Source organism: Mesorhizobium sp. L-8-10 (assembly GCF_016756635.1).
Classification (GTDB): domain Bacteria; phylum Pseudomonadota; class Alphaproteobacteria; order Rhizobiales; family Rhizobiaceae.
This window is the reverse complement of the sequence record NZ_AP023263.1, coordinates 4751590-4766656: the sequence shown is the minus strand read 5'-3', so window position 1 is coordinate 4766656 and position 15067 is coordinate 4751590. Positions and strand designations below refer to the sequence as shown.

17 protein-coding genes are annotated in these 15067 nt (G+C 62.9%); 9 read left to right on the top strand and 8 right to left on the bottom strand.

Annotation, left to right across the window (positions count from 1 at the left end; genetic code table 11):
* Position 1: 1 nt before the first annotated feature.
* The 3 genes from ureA to ureC are packed head-to-tail and all read left to right on the top strand — an operon-like array spanning position 2 to position 2333.
* Positions 2-304, top strand: coding sequence for an urease subunit gamma (ureA, locus tag JN280_RS21950; protein WP_202305189.1), 303 nt, complete (start codon positions 2-4; stop codon positions 302-304).
* A gap of 10 nt (positions 305-314) precedes the next feature.
* Positions 315-626, top strand: a complete 312-nt coding sequence (locus JN280_RS21945; RefSeq protein WP_202305188.1) for an urease subunit beta — start codon at positions 315-317, stop codon at positions 624-626.
* A gap of 3 nt (positions 627-629) precedes the next feature.
* A complete protein-coding gene (gene ureC / locus JN280_RS21940; protein WP_202305185.1) occupies positions 630-2333 on the top strand; it encodes an urease subunit alpha in 1704 nt (567 codons plus the stop codon).
* Positions 2334-2455: 122 nt separating this feature from the next.
* Here the strand turns inward: ureC and JN280_RS21935 are convergent, their stop codons facing one another.
* Complete coding sequence (locus JN280_RS21935; protein ID WP_202305184.1) at positions 2456-3061, bottom strand: HupE/UreJ family protein; 606 nt, start codon at positions 3059-3061, stop codon at positions 2456-2458.
* Between the two features lie 449 nt (positions 3062-3510).
* Here JN280_RS21935 and JN280_RS21930 point away from each other — a divergent pair, with 449 nt between their 5' ends.
* Positions 3511-3729: a dodecin gene (locus tag JN280_RS21930; RefSeq protein ID WP_202305182.1), complete on the top strand. Its 219-nt coding sequence runs from the start codon at positions 3511-3513 to the stop codon at positions 3727-3729.
* Between the two features lie 136 nt (positions 3730-3865).
* Here JN280_RS21930 and JN280_RS21925 read toward each other — a convergent pair whose 3' ends face one another.
* Together JN280_RS21925 and gatB are read right to left on the bottom strand one after the other, a co-directional pair.
* Positions 3866-4348, bottom strand: a complete 483-nt coding sequence (locus tag JN280_RS21925; protein WP_202305180.1) for a GNAT family N-acetyltransferase — start codon at positions 4346-4348, stop codon at positions 3866-3868.
* Between the two features lie 28 nt (positions 4349-4376).
* A complete protein-coding gene (gene gatB / locus JN280_RS21920; RefSeq protein WP_202305178.1) occupies positions 4377-5879 on the bottom strand; it encodes an Asp-tRNA(Asn)/Glu-tRNA(Gln) amidotransferase subunit GatB in 1503 nt (500 codons plus the stop codon).
* A 381-nt stretch (positions 5880-6260) separates the two neighbouring features.
* Here gatB and JN280_RS21915 point away from each other — a divergent pair, with 381 nt between their 5' ends.
* Positions 6261-6518: a YjhX family toxin gene (locus tag JN280_RS21915; protein ID WP_202305176.1), complete on the top strand. Its 258-nt coding sequence runs from the start codon at positions 6261-6263 to the stop codon at positions 6516-6518.
* A 161-nt stretch (positions 6519-6679) separates the two neighbouring features.
* On the opposite strand, the gene JN280_RS21910 is transcribed toward JN280_RS21915, so the two are convergent.
* Both JN280_RS21910 and JN280_RS21905 read right to left on the bottom strand, forming a co-directional pair.
* On the bottom strand, positions 6680-7111 hold the full coding sequence (locus JN280_RS21910; protein WP_202305174.1) for a CBS domain-containing protein: 432 nt from the start codon (positions 7109-7111) through the stop codon (positions 6680-6682).
* Positions 7112-7260: 149 nt separating this feature from the next.
* A complete protein-coding gene (locus JN280_RS21905; RefSeq protein WP_202305172.1) occupies positions 7261-7980 on the bottom strand; it encodes a rhomboid family intramembrane serine protease in 720 nt (239 codons plus the stop codon).
* Between the two features lie 585 nt (positions 7981-8565).
* Between JN280_RS21905 and JN280_RS21900 the strand changes: the two genes are divergently transcribed.
* From JN280_RS21900 to JN280_RS21890, 3 genes are all read left to right on the top strand, one after another.
* Positions 8566-9204, top strand: a complete 639-nt coding sequence (locus JN280_RS21900; protein ID WP_202305171.1) for a PAS domain-containing protein — start codon at positions 8566-8568, stop codon at positions 9202-9204.
* A gap of 115 nt (positions 9205-9319) precedes the next feature.
* Positions 9320-9937: a PilZ domain-containing protein gene (locus JN280_RS21895; RefSeq protein WP_202314970.1), complete on the top strand. Its 618-nt coding sequence runs from the start codon at positions 9320-9322 to the stop codon at positions 9935-9937.
* Between the two features lie 957 nt (positions 9938-10894).
* Positions 10895-11494, top strand: coding sequence for a transglutaminase-like cysteine peptidase (locus JN280_RS21890; protein WP_202314968.1), 600 nt, complete (start codon positions 10895-10897; stop codon positions 11492-11494).
* A 428-nt stretch (positions 11495-11922) separates the two neighbouring features.
* On the opposite strand, the gene JN280_RS21885 is transcribed toward JN280_RS21890, so the two are convergent.
* Positions 11923-12450, bottom strand: a complete 528-nt coding sequence (locus JN280_RS21885; RefSeq protein ID WP_202305170.1) for a gamma carbonic anhydrase family protein — start codon at positions 12448-12450, stop codon at positions 11923-11925.
* A 342-nt stretch (positions 12451-12792) separates the two neighbouring features.
* On the opposite strand from JN280_RS21885, the gene JN280_RS21880 reads away from it, so the two are divergent.
* Positions 12793-13524: a hypothetical protein gene (locus JN280_RS21880; protein WP_202305169.1), complete on the top strand. Its 732-nt coding sequence runs from the start codon at positions 12793-12795 to the stop codon at positions 13522-13524.
* A gap of 199 nt (positions 13525-13723) precedes the next feature.
* Here JN280_RS21880 and JN280_RS21875 read toward each other — a convergent pair whose 3' ends face one another.
* Both JN280_RS21875 and cysE read right to left on the bottom strand, forming a co-directional pair.
* Positions 13724-13927 (bottom strand): DUF3126 family protein, encoded by a 204-nt coding sequence (locus JN280_RS21875; RefSeq protein ID WP_202305168.1) that lies wholly within the window; start codon positions 13925-13927, stop codon positions 13724-13726.
* Positions 13928-14094: 167 nt separating this feature from the next.
* Entirely contained in the window at positions 14095-14943 is an 849-nt protein-coding gene (gene cysE, locus JN280_RS21870; protein WP_202305167.1) for a serine O-acetyltransferase, read from the bottom strand.
* Positions 14944-15067 lie beyond the last annotated feature (124 nt).

Below are 15067 nucleotides of genomic sequence, written 5' to 3'. Positions count from 1 at the left end.
AATGGAACTTTTGCCACGCGAGAAGGACAAGCTTCTGCTTTTCACCGCGGCTTTGCTGGCCGAGCGCCGCAAGGCACGCGGCGTGAGGCTGAACTATCCCGAAGCGGTCGCCTACATTTCCGCGGCCATATTGGAGGGCGCGCGCGACGGAAAAAATGTCGCCGAACTCATGTCCTACGGGTCGACGCTGCTGACGCGCGAGGACGTGATGGATGGCGTCCCTGAAATGATCCACGACATTCAGGTGGAAGCGACCTTTCCCGACGGCACCAAGCTGGTGACTGTCCACAATCCGATACCGTAAGGAGGCTGACATGATTCCGGGTGAATTCTTCATAGAGGAAGGCACTATCGAGTTGAATGCCGGCCGCGACGTCCGCAAGATCGCCGTGTCGAATTCCGGCGACCGGCCCATCCAGGTCGGTTCCCACTATCATTTCTTCGAGACCAACGAAGCGCTGGTCTTCGACCGCGCGCAGGCGAAGGGCTATCGGCTGAATGTCCCGGCGGGCACCGCCGTCCGCTTCGAACCAGGCCAGCAGCGCACCGTCGAACTCGTCGCCTTGGCCGGCGAGCGCGCCGTCTACGGCTTCGCCGCGAAGGTCATGGGCAAACTGGAGGGCTGAGCGATGGCAACGATCACACGCAGGGCATACGCAGATCTCTACGGCCCGACCAAGGGCGACAGGATTCGGCTGGCCGACACCGAATTGCTGATCGAGATCGAGGACGATCGCACGACCTATGGCGACGAAGTCACCTTCGGCGGCGGCAAGGTCATCCGCGACGGCATGGGGCAGAGCCAGCGGCCGGCGTCCGAGGTCGTCGACCTGGTGATAACCAACGCCGTCATCCTCGACCATTGGGGCATCGTGAAGGCCGATGTCGGCATCAAGAACGGCCGCATCGCCGGCATCGGCAAATCAGGCAATCCCGACATCCAGCCGAATGTCGATATCGCCATCGGCCCGGCGACGGACGTGATTGCAGGCGAAGGCAAGATACTCACAGCCGGCGCCATCGACACCCACATCCATTTGATCTGCCCCCAGCAGGCAGAGGAGGCGCTGGCGAACGGGATAACGACACTGGTCGGCGGAGGAACCGGGCCGTCGGTCGGAACGCTGGCGACTACCGTCACGCCGGGGCCCTGGAACATCCATCGCATGCTCGAAGCGCTGGAGGACCTGCCCGTCAATGTCGGACTTCTGGGCAAGGGCAACGCCAGTCTGCCCGAGCCGCTGCACGAGCAGGTTCGCGCCGGCGTCATGGGCCTGAAGCTGCATGAGGACTGGGGCACGACGCCGGCGGCAATCGACAACTGCCTGACCGTCGCCGATATCGAGGACATCCAGGTCGCCATCCACACCGACACTCTCAACGAGAGCGGTTTCGTCAAGGACACGTTCGCGGCGATGAAAGGCCGGGCGATCCACAGCTTCCATACCGAGGGCGCCGGCGGCGGCCACGCTCCCGACATCATCACCGCCTGCGGCCAGGAGAACATCCTGCCGGCTTCGACCAATCCGACACGGCCCTATACTGTCAACACGATCGACGAGCATCTCGATATGCTCATGGTGTGCCATCACCTCAGCCCGCAGATTCCGGAGGACGTCGCCTTCGCCGAATCCCGCATCCGCCGGGAGACCATCGCCGCGGAGGACATCCTGCATGATCTCGGCGCCTTCAGCATCATGTCGTCGGATTCGCAGGCGATGGGCCGTATCGGCGAGACCACGCTGCGTTGCTGGCAAACCGCGCACAAGATGAAAGTGCAGCGCGGGCCGCTCGCCGAAGACAGCGAACGCAACGATAATTTCCGCGCCAAGCGCTACGTCGCGAAATACACGATCAACCCGGCGCTCGCCCATGGCTTCGCCCACGAGATCGGCTCGATCGCGGTGGGCAAGCGGGCCGACCTTGTCTTGTGGAAGCCGGCCTTCTTCGGCGTGAAGCCGTCCCTGGCCCTGCTCGGCGGCATGATCGCAATGGCCCCGATGGGCGATCCCAACGCCTCCATCTCGACGCCGCAGCCGGTTCACTACCGGCCGATGTTCGGAGTGCTCGGCAGGGCGCGGAAGTCCACCGGCGTGACCTTCGTCTCGCAGGCCGCGATCGACGACGGGATCGGCGAAAAGCTGCGGCTCGAAAAGGCGCTGGTGGCTGTCCGCGGCACCCGGTCGGTGCGCAAGAAAGACATGATCCACAACCATCTGACGCCGAAGATCGAAGTCGATCCCCAGAACTACCAGGTTAGGGTCGACGGACAGATCATAACCTGCGAGCCGGCAAAGGTCCTGCCGATGGCGCAGCGCTATTTCCTGTTCTGAGGGCTCGGTGGCACAGGAGCTTCCGGCTGCACCGCCGACGTGATCCGCGTCCGGGCCGGCTCATCGCCGGCACGGACGGCCGTTCACCAGGAAAAGATGCCCATCGGCCCGTCGAGCCTTCCTCAGGCAGCCATGGCCAGCCATAGCCCGCTGAGGGCGGCGACGCCACCGAGGGCGCGGGCGATCGCGCGGCCCTTCTCTCCGCCGAACAGACGTCCGAACTGCAGGCCGAACCCGATACCGATGGCATGAAGCAAGGCGGTCGACAGCGCAAAGCCCATGCCGAACGAAATCGCGCCGGCCGCACCCAGTTCACCGCCATGGGCGTGGCCATGAAAGAATGCGAAGAACCCTACCAGCACCATGCCGGCCAAGATCGGCACCTGCAGAGCAACGGCAGCGAGCAGGCCGATGACCACCACGGAGGCCAGGATCACAGGCTCGACGAAGGGCAGCGGCATTCCGGCGAGGGCTGCAGCGAAACCGACGATCATCGTGCCGACGAAGGCAGAGGGGATCGGCCACAGCGCCGGCTTCCGGCCTGTCTTTGAACCAAGCAGCGCCGCCCACAGGCCCACCGCAATCATGGCCAGTATATGATCAGGGCCGAAGAGCGGATGCGAGACGCCGGCCAGCAGCGAACCGTGCTCGTCCGGATTGAGATGGGCAAACGCGGGGGCAACCGATACGGTCAGCGTCAGCGCTGCAATTAGAAGTTTGTTCAGCATGTCAGTTGTCCCTCTACCAGAATTGTCGATACGCTCTCGGACGCCTCGCCGCCCAATCGAATGTACTGGAAGGCATGAACAATCGTCGCCGTCGGTCGGCGCGATGGCGCACTTCCGACGTTGCCCCGCGTGATGTCCGCCAGAAAGTATCGACCATGCATCTGGGCCGAACCTGGTCACAGCACGCTTGGCTGATCGAGCCAAAGCCTGTGGTTGCAATCGGGCTGTACCGTAACAAGCTTCGATTCGGCTGGGAAGGGCTGCTCCCCATAAAGCCCTGATTCGGCTTCATATAAATCGGCGGCGCCGAAGGCAGGGGCCGCCGATCGCCAATCGCCTGGGGCGCGACCCTCATCTATCTGGCTATGCTGCGCTGGATTTTCTCGCGGAAAGTTCGACACAGTGAAATACTGGACGATGCAACTACCCGTTTCTCGAGGAGCAGCGTCATGCAGGACCATGTTTACAAGTTGGTCGATCTCGTCGGCACATCGCCTGTCAGCATAGAGGAGGCCATCCAGAACGCGATTTCCAGGGCAAATGAGACGATCCGTGGCCTGCGATGGTTCGAGGTGGTCCAGACTCGCGGCCACGTCGAAGACGGAAAGATCGCCCACTATCAGGTTGTGCTAAGGGTCGCCTTCACCTTGGAAGCCGCCGACGCATAAGATGTGCCTTCCAATTCTGTCGGGGCCATAGTCTCAGGAGATCGGCCACGAAGGTAAGGGCCAGGAAGCGTTCGCCATTGACGGTGGCTTTCTGGATCAGCGCAGCCGCCGACCCGCCGGCAGCGGTCGGTCTCGGTCAGCCGAGCGGTCGTTCCATGACCACCGACGTTTCGCCTCCGCCGGGGCTTGGCGCGCTTCCCTTCTCGACAAAGCCGCAGGCCTTGTAAAATGCGACGGCGCGGTCGTTTTCCTGCTCCACCTCGAGGCGGATCAGGCGGGCTTCGGGAAAGCTGTCGATCACCTCATCGAGCAACAGGCCGCCGATGCCACGCCCCTGATGGCGCGGCAGGACATAGAGTTGCAGCAGCGTCACGATTGCGCCCTCGCCGTCGGCGGAGGCAAAGGCCATGCCGCCGATCTCGGTTCCGTCGTCGGCAACCAGGAATTCCGAGCGCGGCTTTGTCAACCGCACCTTCAGTGCGTCGATCGAATGCCAGCGATCGGTGATCTCGGCGACGCGCTCGGCCCCGTAGATCCGGTCATAGGTCGCATGCCATGTTTCGACCAGCAGGGCGCGGATCGATGCCAGATCACGCTCGCTTGCTGTACGGATGAACATCGGCATCCACGCGCGAAAAGCCGCGCCCCTATTCCTCTATGCCGAGCTTGGCCTTCACCAGCGCGTTGACTGCCTGCGGATTGGCCTTGCCGCCCGTCGCCTTCATCACCTGCCCTACGAACCAGCCGGCAAGCGTCGGCTTGGCGCGCGCCTGCTCGGCCTTGTCGGGGTTGGCGGCGATCGTCTCGTCCACCGCCTTTTCGATCGCCCCGGTATCGGTCACCTGCTTCATGCCACGGTGTTCGACGATCTGCCGGGGGTCGCCGCCCTCGTTCCAGACGATCTCGAACAGGTCCTTGGCGATCTTGCCCGAAATCGTTCCTTCCTTGATCAGATCGATCACCGCACCGATCTGATCTGGAGAAACTGGTGCGTTTTCAATATCCTTGCCGGCTTTGTTCAAGGCGCCGAGCAGATCGTTGATCACCCAGTTGGCCGCAGCCTTGCCGTCGCGGCCGGCAGCGACCTTTTCGAAATAGTCGGCAATCGCCTTCTCCGAAACGAGCACCGAGGCGTCGTAGGCCGACAGGCCGAGCGCGTTGCAGAACCGCGCCTTCTTGTCATCAGGCAGTTCGGGCAGATGTCCGGCGAGCGCGTCGACATAGGCCTGGTCGAATTCAAGCGGCAAGAGATCCGGATCCGGGAAATAGCGATAGTCATGCGCTTCCTCCTTCGAGCGCATGGACCGGGTTTCGCCCTTGTTAGGGTCGAACAGCCGCGTCTCCTGGTCGATTTTGCCGCCGTCCTCGAGCACGGCGATCTGGCGGCGCGCCTCGTATTCGATGGCCTGGCCGACGAAGCGTATCGAATTGACGTTCTTGATCTCGCAGCGCGTGCCGAAGGGCTCGCCCGGCCGGCGGACGGACACGTTGACGTCCGCGCGCATGGAGCCTTCGTCCATGTTTCCGTCGCAGGTCCCGAGATAGCGCACGATGGTCCGCAGCTTGGTGAGATAGGCCTTCGCCTCCTCCGAGGAGCGCATGTCGGGCTTCGACACGATCTCCATCAGGGCAACGCCCGAGCGGTTGAGGTCGACATAGGACAATGTCGGATGCTGGTCGTGCATCGACTTGCCGGCGTCCTGCTCCAGGTGAAGCCTTTCGATGCCGACCTCGATGTCCTCGAAATTGCCCTTGGAGTCGGGGCCGACGGAAACGGTGACCGTACCTTCGCCGACGATCGGCTGCTTGTACTGCGAGATCTGATAGCCCTGGGGCAGGTCCGGATAGAAATAGTTCTTCCGGTCGAAGACGGACTTCAGGTTGATCTGGGCCTTCAGTCCGAGGCCTGTGCGGATCGCCTGACGCACGCATTCCTCGTTGATGACGGGCAGCATGCCGGGCATGGCCGCGTCGACAAGGCTGACATTGGCATTGGGCGCTGCGCCGAACGAGGTCGAGGCGCCGGAGAACAGCTTGGCCTCCGAGGTCACCTGGGCATGGACCTCCATGCCGATGATGACCTCCCAGTCGCCGGTGGCGCCTGGGACCAGACGCTTGGGGTCGGGCATGCGGGTGTCGATGATGGTCATGAAAGCCCTGTCGTCGTTCGCTGGCGCCCGAGGGACGCCATGGGCGTCGGGAGCAGCCGGGATAGATTGGCCTTCGCTAGTGCAATCCGGCTGGTGAGGCAAGGGAGAAGGCCGCTTCCCGACGCAGGCACTTGCCGGTCCGGTGCGCGCCGATCGCAATCGCCCGCGTGCGATAGTGTCTGCCGTCTGGTCATTACCGTCCGGTTCGGATATGTGCTGCCGCGTCGCCGATGGAGTGTGAATGTCCAACTCGTCTGAGTCCCGCTGAGGCCCTGGCCCATTTCAGGCGCCAGGGCATGAAAACCGAAGCCGCCGCGCCGGACCGCCGGTCGCGGTCCTTTGCATTGGCCCCCGGGGCCAGGTTTTCACGGACTCCACGACATGGATATTTCGCGCAGCGAACAGCGCATCCTCCACCTGCTCGCGCAGGGTGGGCGCATCGAAATCGAAAAGACCGAAGACAAGGGTATCGCGGCCCTCAGATGCCTGACACGCGACGGCTGGGCCTTTGCCGGCCTTGACCTGGAATTGTTCAGGAAACTGAAGCGCAAGAAGGCCGTCGCCTCGTCGAATGGCGGACCCTACCGCATCACGCGACGCGGGCTCGAGCTCGTCCGCTCCGAACAGAGCAACCGCTGAAGCAGGTTCCGGAAAGGTGTTCCGCGATTTGCCGACAGAAATCTGCGGCGAAGAAGAAGCCAAGCAGGCCAAGAGTGGGCGGAGCCACGCAAGCCTGCTTGGTCATTGTCGCGCCTCGTCGGGCCTTACGCCCGGCGAGGCTCTCGCGGCGCTCCAACCGCTCATGCCGTCGCGATATAGGTTCGAATCTCCTCTGCCTCGCGCTCGACATCCTCGATACGCCGCTTCACCACGTCGCCGATCGATATGATGCCGTCGAGGCGCCCATCCTTTTCCACGGGCAGGTGTCTGAAGCGGCCACGCGTCATGATCTCCATGACCTCGTTCACCGTGTGATTCTCGTTGCAGATCTTCACCTTGGCCGTCATGCCGGAACGCACCGGGTGGTCTAGAGCCTCCGCGCCATCCTTGGCGATGACCCGCACGATATCGCGCTCGGAGAGGATGCCGACGATCTTTCCGTCGACATTGGTGATGACGAGAGCGCCGATACGGCGATCGGCCAGGATGCCGATGGCCTCCGAGAGTTTCGCATTGGGACCGATCGTGAGAACATCGTGGCCCTTCTGCTCCAGAATTGCCTTCACCGTCATGACTTCCTCCAAGCGTTCCTGCCGCGCGACACCCTTGCGGGATTTCCGATCCAAGCCCGATCCTATGGTGCGCTTGACCTTGCGGCATTTCAAGACCGCCGTTCCGCGCACTGCGTCGCGAGCTTTGCAATGTAGGCGCACGCGAGGCGTCAGAAGCGTCGGCCTGCGCCGACGAAGAAGCCGATCCCGAAGAAGCCGGCCGCGAAACCGCCTATATGCGCTTCCCAGGCGATGCGATCGTCCACGCCGGGTGCGAAGCCGATGAGCCCGGTCGCCAGGTTCATGACCATCCACACCGCAAGGAAGGTCACGACGGTGCGCGAGCGAAACACGTCGGCGATCGGCAGCAGGGGCCCGTCGAAAGACGATCTGCCCGTCGCCCTGCTGGCCCGGAAGCCGAACCGCGCGGCCGCGCCCATCATGCCCGAGATCGCGCCCGAAGCTCCGACCAAAGGCGCCTGGTCGAGCGGGTGCAGCACATAATGCAGCCCCACCGCCGCGAACCCGGTCACGATCCAGAACAGGAGGAAGCTCGGATTGCCGAGCCGATTCGCCAGCGGCGTGCCGAAAGCTGCGAGCCAGATCATGTTGACGGCCAGATGGGCGAACGAACCGTGCAGGAACGCATAGGTGACTGGCGAGGTGAAAGCATAGACCTCGAGTGCGTACCTGCCCGAATAGCGGATCGGAATGAAGGCGCCGCGCACCAGCAGCTCGAAATATTGCCTGTCCGTCAGAACGTAGGTCTGTACGAGAAAGACGGCAGTGCACGTGGCGATCAACAGCACGATGATCCCAGGCATGTTGAACACCGGCTCGCGCGGCGCGTTGCCAGTGAAGCCGCTAGGGTGTTCCGTCTCTTGGTTCATCAACCCCCGCTCGGTCGCATCGCAGCTTTAGAGCATGTCTTGTCCCGAAAGGGAGAACGGGCTTCGGGACAAGACATGCGAAAGACCAAAGACCTAAAGCGCGCAAAGCGAATCTGAAAGATCGCGACGCGCTTTAGACCATTTCACGTCGCTGTAGAACCGTTCGGTGCAGCGGCGAATCGCGCAGGATGGAAAGGCCGCCCGAGATCTCCCTCGAGCGGCCTGGCCGAGCCCCCATGCTCACCCCTGAGCAGCCTGGTCACCTGATCGGCCCGAACCTTGCGTAGCGCGCAAGTAGGCGCCGGCAACCTTTTTGTATCCGAGCCGCTTTTCCACCTTTGCGCAATCTTGCGAGGCACCTCGGTTGCGGCTCGGAACGACCGTCCCTTGTGGCGATCGGACCATCTCACGGCCCAGCCACATCGGCAACGGAAACCAATTGTTAACCCTAACGACCCCGCCCCGTGAATAAAGGTTAACGGGCAGTGGCATGCAACCTGCTGTGCAACGCATGAAGGTTGTCGGAGGGCGCGAATCTGTTCGCCGATGGCACAACAAGACGGCAGGACACGGGGAGCACCAGGCATGAGGCAGGACGGATCCATCGAGTTGTTCCATTACTGGAACGCGTTGCGCAGCGGCCGCCCGGCGCCGAAGCGCACCGAGATCGAGCCGTCCGACATCCGGTCGCTGCTCGCCGACACGTTCATCCTCGAGAAGGACACTCGCGGCGAGGCGATCTTCCGCCTCGCCGGCACCAGGCTCTGCGCCATCTATGGGCGCGAGCTCAAGGGGTTCGCCTTCTCCTCGCTGTGGAAGGAGAAAGACCAGCGGCTGATCGCCCGCCTCGCCTTCAGTGCGTTCAACATGAAGTCGGTGGTCGTCATCACCTTTTCGGGCGTAAGCCGCGGCCGGCGGACCAATCCGTTCGAGCTTCTGCTTCTGCCTCTCGACGGCGGCTCCGAAAGCCCACGCTGCATGGGCATCATCTCGGCTGCGGCCCGGCCCTTCTGGCTGGGCGCCGACCCGGTGCGGGAGGCACAGATCGAGGCGGTACGCGTCGTCGACCCCGACCGCGAGCCGGTCTTCCTGCGCAACCGGTCGCCGATCTCGGTTCCGGGCCTCGTCCCCAGCGTTTCGTCCCTTCGGCAGAGCGGCATCGCGCCCGGCTCCGGGCGGAGGATCCGCCATCTCGTGGTGCTCGACGGCGGGCGCGAAGGCTGAAGATATCCTTGCCCGAGGCGTCTCGGGCTTACGGCTTGTTAACTCGTTTTCACGTAGTTTTTTCCTGCACTTGCGCGTCTTCGCGCGAGGCGGAATGAACAGGTCGAGGCATGTGATGAGGGCAGCGGCGGTGGATCAGACGCCGTCCAGGATGGAACGACGCAATTTTCAGCGCGTGCGCGTGAAGATCTACGGACGTTTCATGCTGGAGGACCGCAGCGAACATCCATGCCAGGTGATCGACATGTCGCCCGGCAATGCCGCTTTGCGCGCCGATCGGCGGGGCGAACCCGGCGAGAAGGTGATCGCCTATCTAGACCATATCGGCCGCATCGAAGGCGTGGTCACCCGTGTCCTAGACGACGGCTTCGCCATGACCGTCATCGCCTCAGACCGCAAGAGGGACAAGCTCGCGGCGCAACTCACCTGGCTTGCCAACAAGCATGAGCTCGACCTGCCCGAGGACCGCCGCCACGAGCGCGTGGCGCCACGCAACCCGCTGAGCACGCTTCAGCTTTCCGATGGACGCCGGTATCCGTGCCGCATCATCGACCTGTCGCTATCCGGCGCTGCGGTGGAAATCGAGGTCAAGCCGGCGCTCGGGGTGCAGGTCACGCTCGGAACGATGCGCGGCCGCGTGGTACGCCATTTCGAGGACGGTGTCGCGATCGAGTTCGCAATCATACAGCGCCCGGAAACGCTCGATTCGGAATTCAACGGACGCGGCGGCTGACGGCTCGAACTTCCGGAGGTCGGCCCGTCGCGCCTTCGGCGATCGGCCGCGCTCCATCGAAACCAGAGCTCGATACGGTCGGCCCACATCGCGTGGATTGCCGACACGCAGGCTCCTCACCTCAACCGTCATTCTCGGGCCTGGGCGCGGAGCGAAGCGACGTGCCAAATGACCCCAAATCCGTGCCGTTACTGCGATGCAGGCGCTCGCCATTCTTAGGCCTGAGCACGGCGCAGCGCCGTGCGAGGAGACCCGAGAATGACGATTGGAGGGCGCGCGCTCCGGCTAGGCGTAAGCGTCGGAGATACGGAGCTCGCTGGACGCCGGCCTCCCCACCATCGTCATTCTCGGGCCAGCAGGCGAGCGGAGCGAGCCGAAGGTGACCCGAGAATCCATGCCGTGAGATCACGGCCGGGCGCTGCGGTGCAGGACAAAGGCCCTTCAAACATGCCTTGTCCGAATCGTTGGCGGCCTCATCGCCGTTACGGCATGGATTCTCGGGGCGCCTCGCACGTCGCTGCGCGCCGTGCTCAGGCCCGAGAATGACGATGGAGGGTGCGCGCTCCGGCTAGCCGTAAGCGTCGGAGATACGCTGAACGGCGACCTCCCCACCATCGTCATTCTCGGGTCCGCAGGCGAGCGCAGCGAAGCCGGAGGTGACCCGAGAATCCATGCCGTGACGGCGATGCAGGCTGCAACGGCACAAGGTCGACATTGCACCGGGCCCGGGAAACCTCGAGAGCTGCCAACCGTCGCCAACCCCGAGCTATGGTTAACGGTTCCCTGGAAATCTAGTAACGATTTTATACTTGAATAACACAAACAATTCGCAAGTTCGTTTCAAAATAGTTTCGAGCTAAAGGCTCAATTTATTCAATATCTGCTTCCGCATTTTGCGTCAAATAAATCCGCTCCTGTCATTGTGCTCTCAAACGGGGAGACGCCGAAATGACAGGGATTGCGAAGAAGATGTGGCTGCTTGCTGTCGCCCTGCCTCTGGCGGGATGGTCGGCGACGGCCTCGGCAGGCAACTCCATGCCCACAGGCGGGCGCGCGACGCAGCCCGTCGGCCACTACGAATTCTGCCAGCGCGAACCGCAGCAATGCCGGCAGGTCACTGCCAGGCATGCGCCGGTCGAGTTGAGCAGGAAGCTCTGGGCGGCCATGGTCGAGGTCAACGACCAGGTCAATGCGCAGGTTTCCCCACGCACCGATATGGAAATGTGGGGGCGCGAGGAGTTCTGGTCCTATCCGGACGGTTTCGGCGACTGCGAGGACTATGTGCTGGAGAAGCGGCGCGAGTTGATGAAGCTCGGCATCCCCGCCGGGGACCTCCTGATCACAGTGGTGCGCCAGCCCAATGGCGACGGCCACGCGGTGCTCACGGTCCGCACCGGCCAGGGCGATTATGTGCTCGACAATCTCGAGCCTCGGGTACTCGCCTGGAGCGACACGGAATACACCTATCTGAAGCGCCAGTCGGATCGAAACTCGGGTGCCTGGGTCACGATCAATGACGGCCGCGCCATCGCGGTCGGCAGCGTGGCGTCGCGATAAAGCATGTCTCCCGAAAGTGGGTACCGGTTTCGGGATAAAGACATGCGTCAAATCAGAGACCTAGAGCGTGTTGCGTAGATCCGTTTTCACGCAACGCGCTTTAGGAAGAGACAACCCGGTCGAGTCCCCACCCTCCCCGTCCCCAAAGACCGGGTTCAGGAGCCGGCCCAAGTCCCTGGGCCGGCTCCGCCTATACAGGGCCGTGGCGGCACGCTCGGCTGAATCAAATCTTGCTGACCCACCGGGTCGACAATTGACTCCCGCGTGGAGATCGCTGATTTCTTGACAACTATCTTCACTTTGCCGGGACTATGCCTGCCGACGATGGCGACACGTCGGGCCGAACGGTGGATTCGGTCCCCTCGGATTCGGCCTCGTCCTGCAAAATTCCTGCTTTTAACAGGACGAAGCGGAATGCGACCTCGGTTTCAGAGCACCTTCAAACCTTTGCGGAAGCGTCGGGCGTTGGCGACATAGCCCTCGGCCGAGGCGCGCAGCCCGGCCATCGCCCCATCGTCGAGCGTGCGCGCCACCTTGGCCGGCACGCCCATGATCAACGAATTGTCAGGAAACACCTTGCCCTCGGTGACCAGCGCGCCGGCGCCCACCAGCGAGTTCTTTCCGATCCTGGCGCCGTTGAGCACGATCGCGCCCATGCCGATCAGGCTGTTGTCGCCGATGGTGCAGCCATGCAGCATCGCACGATGGCCGATCGTGCAGCCGCTGCCGATCGTCAGCGGGTAGCCGAGATCCGTATGCATGACGGTATGTTCCTGGACGTTGCTGCCCGAGCCGATGGCGATGCGTTCGTTGTCGCCGCGGATCACGACGCCGAACCAGATGCCCACGTCCCGTCCGATCTCAACGTTTCCGATGACCGTGGCGTCTGGGGCGATCCAGTTGCTGGCCTCGTCGTCGAAAACGGGGCGCACCCCGTCCAGTTCATAAAGAGGCATGTCTTCTCCCTGGCGCCGCGGCGCCCGCTGTTTCCCATTCCGATGAAGGCCGGCCTGTCGGCTCGCGATCCCGACCCGCCTTACCTTAAGCATGTCTCCCGAAACTGTGCAGCGGTTTCGGGAAAAAGACTGCGTCTACCAGGAACCTGAGGCGTGTCGCGTGAGAGGACGAGCGTTTGCGATCCCGTTCCCGCTTCCGAGACGCGGTCCCCGAATGACAAGACCTTTGGCCGCAGACCATGGAAGCCGATCTTTACCGGCCATTTACCATACCGGCCCAATGTCACTGGACGGGAAATGATGGGCAGCCTGCCTCGTCCCTGCGTGACTGGAAACTATCGGATGAGACCAACCGCAACCCTCGACCAAGCGGAAGTGAAACTGCTCGATTCGGCCTTCATGTTGCGCATCTTCTACGGCTTCGCCGTGCTGGCCTTGCTGTCGCTCGCCATAAGTGTCGGCGGCAAATGGTTCGGCCAGTCGATCGCCATGGCCGGTCACACAGACGACGTGACGGTCCATGAGATCGTGATCGGCAACGACGTGATCGCGGCGCCGGCCAATGCCATCCGCTTCGAGCGCGCCCGCCGCGACGGTGTGACAGAGCGTCTCGACCTCTATCTCCACTGGCCCGACATGCGCGGCTATTCTCCGAAGCTGCGCGACGATTTCAACCATGCCGGCGGAGCCCGGCGCATCCTGTTTCTCACCTTCGAACAGCGGATGATGTCGCGGGACATGAGCGGCCGCTTCGAGCCGATCTACCGATCGCTCATCGAGCCGACCGGCGAAGCCGCGCAGGGCGGCGTCATGCTCTATGAGTTCAAGCAGGATTCCGGCTATCTGAACGAAGTCCTGGCGGTGGCGCCCTCGTCGGGTGCCGCTCCCTTCGTCGCCCGCTGCCTCGTTGGCCCAAGCGCCGAAGAATCGCTGGCGCCCTGCGAACGCGACATCCATATCGGCGGCAATCTTAGCCTTACCTACCGTTTTCCGCGGGAACTCCTGCAAGGCTGGCGGGCGCTGGATGCCGCCGTGCTTGCCACGGCCAGGAACTTAATCAGGACCAGCCGTTAGAGCATGTCTCCCGAAAGCGGGAATCCGTTTCGGGACAAAGACATGCGTACGAACAATCACCTAACGCGCGTAAAGCGAGTCTGAAGATCGCGACGCGCTTTAACGCCGCCGCCGCGGCAGCCTCGCGCATCGGCCCGACGATCGTGTCCGATCCTCGGAAAGCACGATGCGCGGATCGGGCGCATTTGCGCCGGCAGGATCATCCGAGGTCGATGTCGAGGATCGCCATCGAGAAATTGTAGTCGCCGTCGTCCTCGTCCTTGAAGACGATGCCCAGGAACTCGTCGCCGATATAGACCTCCGCCGAATCGTCCTTGCGGGGGCGCGCCTTAACCTGGAGCTTGGGGTTGTGGAAAGTGCTCTTGAAATAGGCGTCGAGCTTCTTGATTTCTTCCGGCTTCACGATGGTTCTCCGGTCACGGATACGGGTTCGCTTGGAAGCCGCTTCTGGCATGGCATGCGTGGCGATGTAAAGGCAATGATCGCGGCAGCGATATGCCGCAAAGCGCCCTCTCCCGCCGGAATGCGCCCGGATCCACCCGGAGCGTGGCGGGACAAGGCCGACCGCAGTCAGATGTCGAAGCTGACGACGTGGTCCATGGTCTGCGCCGGCAGGAGTTGGTCCATCTGGCGCGACGGCTGGTCGCAGCCGGTTTCGCCGACGACCCTGGCCGGCACACCGGCCACCGTCTTGTTGTGCGGTACCGGCGAGAGCACCACGGAGCCAGCCGCGATCTTGGCGCAATGGCCGACCTCGATATTGCCGAGGATCTTGGCGCCCGCGCCGATCAGCACCCCGTAGCGGATCTTCGGATGGCGGTCGCCGCCGGACTTGCCCGTGCCGCCGAGCGTCACGCCGTGGAGGATCGAAACGTTGTCCTCGATGACCGCGGTCTCGCCGACGACCAGTCCGGTCGCATGGTCGATGAAGATGCCCTTTCCCATCCTGGAGGCAGGGTTGATGTCGGTCTGGAAGACTGCCGATGAGCGGCTCTGCAGATAGAGCGCGAAATCCCTGCGGCCCTGGTTCCAGAGCCAATGCGCCAGCCGGTGGGTCTGGATCGCATGGAAGCCCTTGAAGTAGAGCACCGGCATCAGGAACCGGTCGCAGGCGGGGTCGCGGTCGTAGTAGGCCTGGATGTCGACGCGCACGATCGAGCTCCAGTCCGGATTGTCCTTGAGCATCGACTTGAAGGTGTGCTGGATCAGATCGGCGCTGATGTCCTGGTGATCGAGCCGCTGCGCGATGCGATGGATGACGGCGTCCTCGAGCGTATCGTGATTGAGAATGGTCGCGTAGAGGAAGGCCGCCAGGAGCGGGTCCCGTTCGACCGCTTCCTGCGCCTCGTCGCGAATCGAGCGCCAGATGGGGTCGACCGGCTGCACATGTCCGCCGCGTGCGATGCTGATCGAATTCATGATGCGCTCTCCATAGAGGCGGTTCCTGTCAGCTTTCCCGCCGATCATAGGCCAGGACGCGAGGCTATTGAATTCTATTTTCCTTGATGCTGTGTCAAATGGTTTTGGTTCGTCAGAATTCAAG

Bases quoted from the DNA above. Each gene is read 5' to 3' on its own strand.
- ureA (WP_202305189.1), top strand. From the start codon at position 2: ATGGAACTTTTGCCACGCGAGAAGGACAAGCTTCTGCTTTTCACCGCG.
- JN280_RS21945 (WP_202305188.1), top strand. From the start codon at position 315: ATGATTCCGGGTGAATTCTTCATAGAGGAAGGCACTATCGAGTTGAAT.
- ureC (WP_202305185.1), top strand. From the start codon at position 630: ATGGCAACGATCACACGCAGGGCATACGCAGATCTCTACGGCCCGACC.
- JN280_RS21935 (WP_202305184.1), bottom strand. From the start codon at position 3,061: ATGCTGAACAAACTTCTAATTGCAGCGCTGACGCTGACCGTATCGGTT.
- JN280_RS21930 (WP_202305182.1), top strand. From the start codon at position 3,511: ATGCAGGACCATGTTTACAAGTTGGTCGATCTCGTCGGCACATCGCCT.
- JN280_RS21925 (WP_202305180.1), bottom strand. From the start codon at position 4,348: ATGTTCATCCGTACAGCAAGCGAGCGTGATCTGGCATCGATCCGCGCC.
- gatB (WP_202305178.1), bottom strand. From the start codon at position 5,879: ATGACCATCATCGACACCCGCATGCCCGACCCCAAGCGTCTGGTCCCA.
- JN280_RS21915 (WP_202305176.1), top strand. From the start codon at position 6,261: ATGGATATTTCGCGCAGCGAACAGCGCATCCTCCACCTGCTCGCGCAG.
- JN280_RS21910 (WP_202305174.1), bottom strand. From the start codon at position 7,111: ATGACGGTGAAGGCAATTCTGGAGCAGAAGGGCCACGATGTTCTCACG.
- JN280_RS21905 (WP_202305172.1), bottom strand. From the start codon at position 7,980: ATGAACCAAGAGACGGAACACCCTAGCGGCTTCACTGGCAACGCGCCG.
- JN280_RS21900 (WP_202305171.1), top strand. From the start codon at position 8,566: ATGAGGCAGGACGGATCCATCGAGTTGTTCCATTACTGGAACGCGTTG.
- JN280_RS21895 (WP_202314970.1), top strand. From the start codon at position 9,320: ATGAGGGCAGCGGCGGTGGATCAGACGCCGTCCAGGATGGAACGACGC.
- JN280_RS21885 (WP_202305170.1), bottom strand. From the start codon at position 12,450: ATGCCTCTTTATGAACTGGACGGGGTGCGCCCCGTTTTCGACGACGAG.
- JN280_RS21880 (WP_202305169.1), top strand. From the start codon at position 12,793: ATGAGACCAACCGCAACCCTCGACCAAGCGGAAGTGAAACTGCTCGAT.
- cysE (WP_202305167.1), bottom strand. From the start codon at position 14,943: ATGAATTCGATCAGCATCGCACGCGGCGGACATGTGCAGCCGGTCGAC.